Origin of the sequence: Streptococcus sp. HMSC057G03 (assembly GCF_001808745.1) — a bacterium.
GTDB lineage: Bacteria > Bacillota > Bacilli > Lactobacillales > Streptococcaceae > Streptococcus > Streptococcus parasanguinis_Z.
This window is the reverse complement of sequence record NZ_KV794416.1, coordinates 116,021-121,025: the sequence shown is the minus strand read 5'-3', so window position 1 is coordinate 121,025 and position 5,005 is coordinate 116,021. Positions and strand designations below refer to the sequence as shown.

At 35.1% G+C, this 5,005-nt stretch carries 6 protein-coding genes; all 6 read left to right on the top strand.

Translation table 11 applies throughout. The features are described from left to right. On the top strand, positions 1–378 hold a 378-nt coding region (locus HMPREF2686_RS01160; RefSeq protein WP_261673663.1), incomplete at its 5' end, for an XRE family transcriptional regulator. 218 nt (positions 379–596) lie between these two features. Further along, the gene (locus HMPREF2686_RS01155; protein WP_049506050.1) at positions 597–1,112 is read left to right on the top strand and encodes a DUF308 domain-containing protein; all 516 of its coding nucleotides are present in this window, start codon (positions 597–599) and stop codon (positions 1,110–1,112) included. 521 nt (positions 1,113–1,633) lie between these two features. Then, positions 1,634–2,077 (top strand): DUF1269 domain-containing protein, encoded by a 444-nt coding sequence (locus tag HMPREF2686_RS01150; protein WP_223361914.1) that lies wholly within the window; start codon positions 1,634–1,636, stop codon positions 2,075–2,077. A gap of 28 nt (positions 2,078–2,105) precedes the next feature. Continuing rightward, positions 2,106–2,522 carry a helix-turn-helix domain-containing protein gene (locus tag HMPREF2686_RS01145; protein WP_148130190.1) on the top strand — a complete coding sequence of 139 codons (417 nt, stop codon included), beginning with the start codon at positions 2,106–2,108 and terminating at the stop codon, positions 2,520–2,522. Positions 2,523–2,736: 214 nt separating this feature from the next. Next, complete coding sequence (locus HMPREF2686_RS01140; protein WP_049506040.1) at positions 2,737–3,882, top strand: low temperature requirement protein A; 1,146 nt, start codon at positions 2,737–2,739, stop codon at positions 3,880–3,882. A gap of 560 nt (positions 3,883–4,442) precedes the next feature. Then, on the top strand, positions 4,443–4,973 hold the full coding sequence (locus HMPREF2686_RS01135; RefSeq protein WP_070448912.1) for a hypothetical protein: 531 nt from the start codon (positions 4,443–4,445) through the stop codon (positions 4,971–4,973). The last annotated feature ends 32 nt before the right edge of the window (positions 4,974–5,005 follow it).

The following is a 5,005-nucleotide window of genomic DNA, read 5'->3' as shown; positions in this document are numbered from 1 at the left end:
TATCCTACCTTTGCAAATTTGGATAAGATAGCAGAATATTTTAATGCAACTCCAACCCAACTATTTGGAACTAGTAAAGAGATTGAGTTAGAAAAGAGTGTTCTTGAATCTAATGAATACTCTGATAAAGTAAGTGAGATTTTAAAAGCTGTCAAATACATCGAAGATTTTCTAGAAACTGATGGACAGTACTTAGAGGATTTACTTTACTTAACAAGAGGCAACCAACTATACACAGAAGATGGAGATGAGTTGTATATTGATCCAACTTCTCAGAAAAGAACACTTCATAACCAATATGAACCTGGTTTTATTGAAGCAAGGGATAAATCTCCACTAGAACTCTTAATTGAAAATAAGGAATTGTTTGATAAATAGAAAAAGCGAGGATAACCTCGCTTCAGATTGAAGTTAAAATCTTTAGAAGACACTTTTATAAGGACTTTGTCTTCAATCTGTGAAAAGGAGTGAAAACTCCTTTTCTTTTTGTAAGTCAGACTGAAACTTCCAAATTGTTTATTTATTTTATTGACATTTTCTATAAAAATAAGTACAATAGTTTTATTAGCAAACTATACTATATAGGGGGTATTGAAATGAAATTTTCTAATCGTTTACTGCTATTCCTTGCAGGAGTTGTTTTTGTCCTTTTAGGACTTTTCCTATTTACAAACCCAGTAGCTAATCTTGTTGCTTACAGCTGGTGGATTTCATTTGGTTTACTGGTTTCTTCTATAGCAGCTATTTTAGGCTATTTCTCTGCACCAAAAGAGCTTCGCTCACCTGTTTATCTTTTCCAAGGATTTGTTAGTCTTCTCTTAGCTCTTTACCTCGTTGCTTATGGCTTTGTGACCCTGCCGGTCGTCATTCCGACCATTGTAGGAATTTGGTTAATTGTAGAAGCCATTATTGCTTTCTTTAAAGGCAATCGTCTAGGATTGATTTTCCCTATTATTGGTAGCAATATCATGTGGGTAGCCTTGCTTGAATTTTTACTAGGTCTAGTGATTCTGTTCAATCCAGTGGCTACAGGTGTCTTTGTCGTTTATGTCATTGCCTTTGCATTTTTAGTTACTGGCTTCACCTACATTATTGAGGTCTTTCGTAAATAGTCTAGTTGCTATTTCTATCGCATTCAAAAAAGCTGGGAAATCATATTCTCAGCTTTTTTGTCTCTTTAATTATCACTTTTTCGCATTCCATTCTGCGTAGAATTGCTCCAAGTATTCTTCCAAAAAGTGATGGCATAGTGCTCTAGCATTCGATAAGTTGCAATAATAACCGGTCGAGAACGGGGCATCGACTCAATCATACCGAAAATAAAAGAGCGAATGTTATCTGCAAAAAGAAAGCTTAGATTCTTTGCGATTTCAACAAAAAAAGCACTGTTTGTACTGACCCCAAAAAGTTAGACAAGTAATTTAAGTGAAGGATTTAGTTCTGTATTTCACAGGACTAATGTAAGTGGCTCATTTGGACTATCCTCCTGTTTTGTTTTGTCACTTACAGTATAGTCCTTTTAGGCTTTTCAGAATTAAAACAGTTTGTTCAAACTGAAAATACAAAATTAGCTCAGGCTTCAATTGTAAAAGCTGAAAATGGTGTTGTTAACGTCAAAGATAGCTTTGATTTGATGAATTCCCTAGGAGATGATTATTTCGAAGGCGGATTAATTGGTAGTTTAATCGGAATTTTAGGTGGACCACTAGGTGTTCTCTTTGGTTTTGCTACTGGTGGAGCAATTGGCGCCTCCGTTGGTTCAGACAAAGAATTGATCAATTCGGCATTAATTACAACCGTTAGTAAAAAGTTGACTAATGGCGAAGTAGCTATTATTGCACTTGTACAAGAAAATGATGAATCTGTTTTAAATGCTATTTTTGAAAAGTATCAGGTTGACATTGCTAGATGGGATGTCGCTACTGTTGCGGCAGAGATAGAGTCAGCTCTCAAAATTCAAGAAGATTTAGAGCATCAAGCTAAAGCTCGCTTAATTGCGGATAAAAAAGAAGCTCGTCGTGAAAAATTTGATAAATTGAAAGCTAGTATTAAAGAGAAATTTTCGAAAAAAAATTAACAGACTGAAGAGACTGAGGTAATTAGGAATCGGTAAACAGTCCATCTCTGATTACGAAAAACAAAAAAGCTATCCTACCTTTGCAAATTTGGATAAGATAGCGGAATATTTTAATGCAACTCCAACCCAACTCTTTGGAACGAGCAAAGAGATTGAGTTAGAAAAGAGTGTTCTTGAATCTAATGAATACTCTGATAAAGTAAGTGAAATCTTAAAAGCTGTCAAATACATCGAGCATTTCCTACATACTGATGGACAGTACTTAGAGGATTTACTTTACTTAACAAGAGGCAACCAACTATACACAGAAGATGGAAAAGAGTTGTATATCGACCCAACTTCTCAGAAAAGAACACTTCATACCCAATATGAACCTGGTTTTATTGAAGCAAGAGAAAAATCTCCACTAGAACTCTTAATTGAAAATAAGGAGCTATTAGATTAAATAAAAAAAGCGAGGATATCCTCGCTTTTCTATTGTAAAATCTTATTCTTCATTATCAATCATCAAACACTCCGCCTGTGAGTTGGTACATAAGGTAGATGTGCTCTAAGATTTTGACAATTCGCGTCACATGAAGTTATTTAAGCATATCCTTTTCTCTCATTACCATTTTCTGTTATAATAAATTGTACTTCTAGAATAGAAAGGACTTAAGATGACAACTCTTATTAAACATAAACGTGTAGAATTTTCAGAACTATTTTATGACCTAGTGTTTGTTTTTGCAATTTCAAAAGCAACTGCTTTAATTCACCCTCTTCATGACGGTGTTGTGGCTTGGGATTCTTTACTTGATTTCTTCATCTCTGTCATGGTTATCATCAATTCCTGGATGATTCAAACCATTTATACCAATCGCTATGGAACAAACTCGTTATTTAATATGGTAATCATGTTTACCAACATGGGACTTATGCTCTTTATATCCAATATGATTGGATACAATTGGCAACAATGGTTCTATTATACCTGTTGGGCTGTTGGTACATTAACCCTTACCTTATTTTTTCAATATTTGGTTGAGTTTTTTAGAGAATCAACCGATAATACTGATCGGGAAAGCATCAAAGGTTTTCTATGGTTAACAGGTCTACAAAGTTTAGGAGTCTATCTGGCAGCTCTTTTCCCTATTTACGTTGGAGTCTATATCTTTATTGCTAGTATTCTGCTAACATTTATTGTGCCAATTTTCTTGATGACTAAAGATGAGCATTTCCAGGTAAATCTTCCCCATTTAATCGAGCGCGTCTCCCTTCTTGTCATCATTACGTTTGGAGAGATGGTTATTGGGCTAGTTAACTTCTTTACAGTTGAGAATTTCTCTATATATTCGGTTCTTAATTTCGTTATCATGCTTTCTCTGTTCTTGTTTTATTTTGGTGAATTTGACCATGCTATTGACGAAGGATCCAATCAAAAGGGAGTATTTATAATTTATAGTCACTATCCTATTTTCATTGGGCTTATGTTGATGACAGTTTCGATGGGTTATCTCCTGAATCCCGAGGCTAATCTTCTCGTTGCAATCAGCTTCTTTTATATCGGAATTGGCCTCTTCCAAGCTGCTGTCCTAGCAAATGGGCCCTATAACAAAAACTATCTTCGCTATCCGAGAAGTTACTACTGTGTCCAAGCGACACTCTATCTGGCTGCCTTGATTCTCTCTTTGGTTTTCGCTTCGAATCCTACAATAGTGCTGAGTATTGCAACCATCTTCGCTCTAGCTATAGCCATTCATTTTATTTATTTTTATGTGACACAGAATAAAAAATATTCCAAATCTAACTGGGGGTTCTTTTAATGAGTTTATAACATAAAAAAGCTTTGGGAACCAAGGCTTTTTTTCATTAATTTGTTTTTCCATTTTATCCTCCAATTTGATCTCGCACTGACATTTATTTATAACAAAACTATATATCTAGAATAGCATAATCATTAGGTATTATAGGTTTTCAAACAAAATACGAGACATTCGTTTTTGCCCCACTTTTGCCCCATTTTTAAATCCTGACATTGAAAACACCTAAAAGTATTTCCCTAAAATCAGCTATATTTCAACATTTTTGTTTATTTTCAATATGAAAAGTTCTTACAAATCCATGTAGGGGGCATTTTTTTATGCACAAAAAGCCTTGAAAACCAAGGCTTTTTTGCTTGTCTTAAGAGCATTTGGCTCATATTTTTATATACTATAATGTAGCGTACGAAGTTAAATCATTCTGCACCATTGTTATTCCATTTATAATAAAAAAAGCACCTTTGAACCCTAGCAAACATTTGACAGCTCTTCACCGAATCCGCTATGATAAGGGTACTTGAAATTCCAAGTTTTCGTTGCATCTTAAATGTAAGGAGTCCAAAATGAAGATCTATTATTCAAAATATATCGGATATGGCTCTCTGGCTTTTGCCTGTGCGCTCTTTATCCACTTAGCTTTTTTATCGATCCTAGGTTTTGAGGGTTTTCCAAAAATCACTTTTATCACTCTCATTCAGATCCTTTTATTTTTGATTGCGATCTATGCAACCATTGCTGGGATCAAAAGACTGACCAGTCGTCAGATCGCCTTTGAGCTGACTTCTGATGGGATCTATGCTTATCAAGGAGTGATTCTGACAAAAGACATCTTTATTCCCAAGGAAGATTTGGTGAGTGCAGCCTATAAAGTGGTTGACGTCAGTGACCCGGATCACCAAAATAGTAAAAGTTATTTCATCGAGTTTCAGTTGAAGGAAGATACTGCACTAGAAAATCTCTCAAAATCGAATGTCATCATTGACACAGAGCACCATACCGTAAAACTCTTCGTCAATCTTTGTAAATTTAAGGAAGAAGATTGGCAAGATCTGTCCAAGTACTTGACGGACGAATACCGAATAACCGTTTTATAGCAAAGAAAAGAGAGTGGGACAGAAATCGGTAA

Bases quoted from the DNA above. Each gene is read 5' to 3' on its own strand.
- HMPREF2686_RS01155 (WP_049506050.1), top strand. From the start codon at position 597: ATGAAATTTTCTAATCGTTTACTGCTATTCCTTGCAGGAGTTGTTTTT.
- HMPREF2686_RS01150 (WP_223361914.1), top strand. From the start codon at position 1,634: ATGAATTCCCTAGGAGATGATTATTTCGAAGGCGGATTAATTGGTAGT.
- HMPREF2686_RS01140 (WP_049506040.1), top strand. From the start codon at position 2,737: ATGACAACTCTTATTAAACATAAACGTGTAGAATTTTCAGAACTATTT.
- HMPREF2686_RS01135 (WP_070448912.1), top strand. From the start codon at position 4,443: ATGAAGATCTATTATTCAAAATATATCGGATATGGCTCTCTGGCTTTT.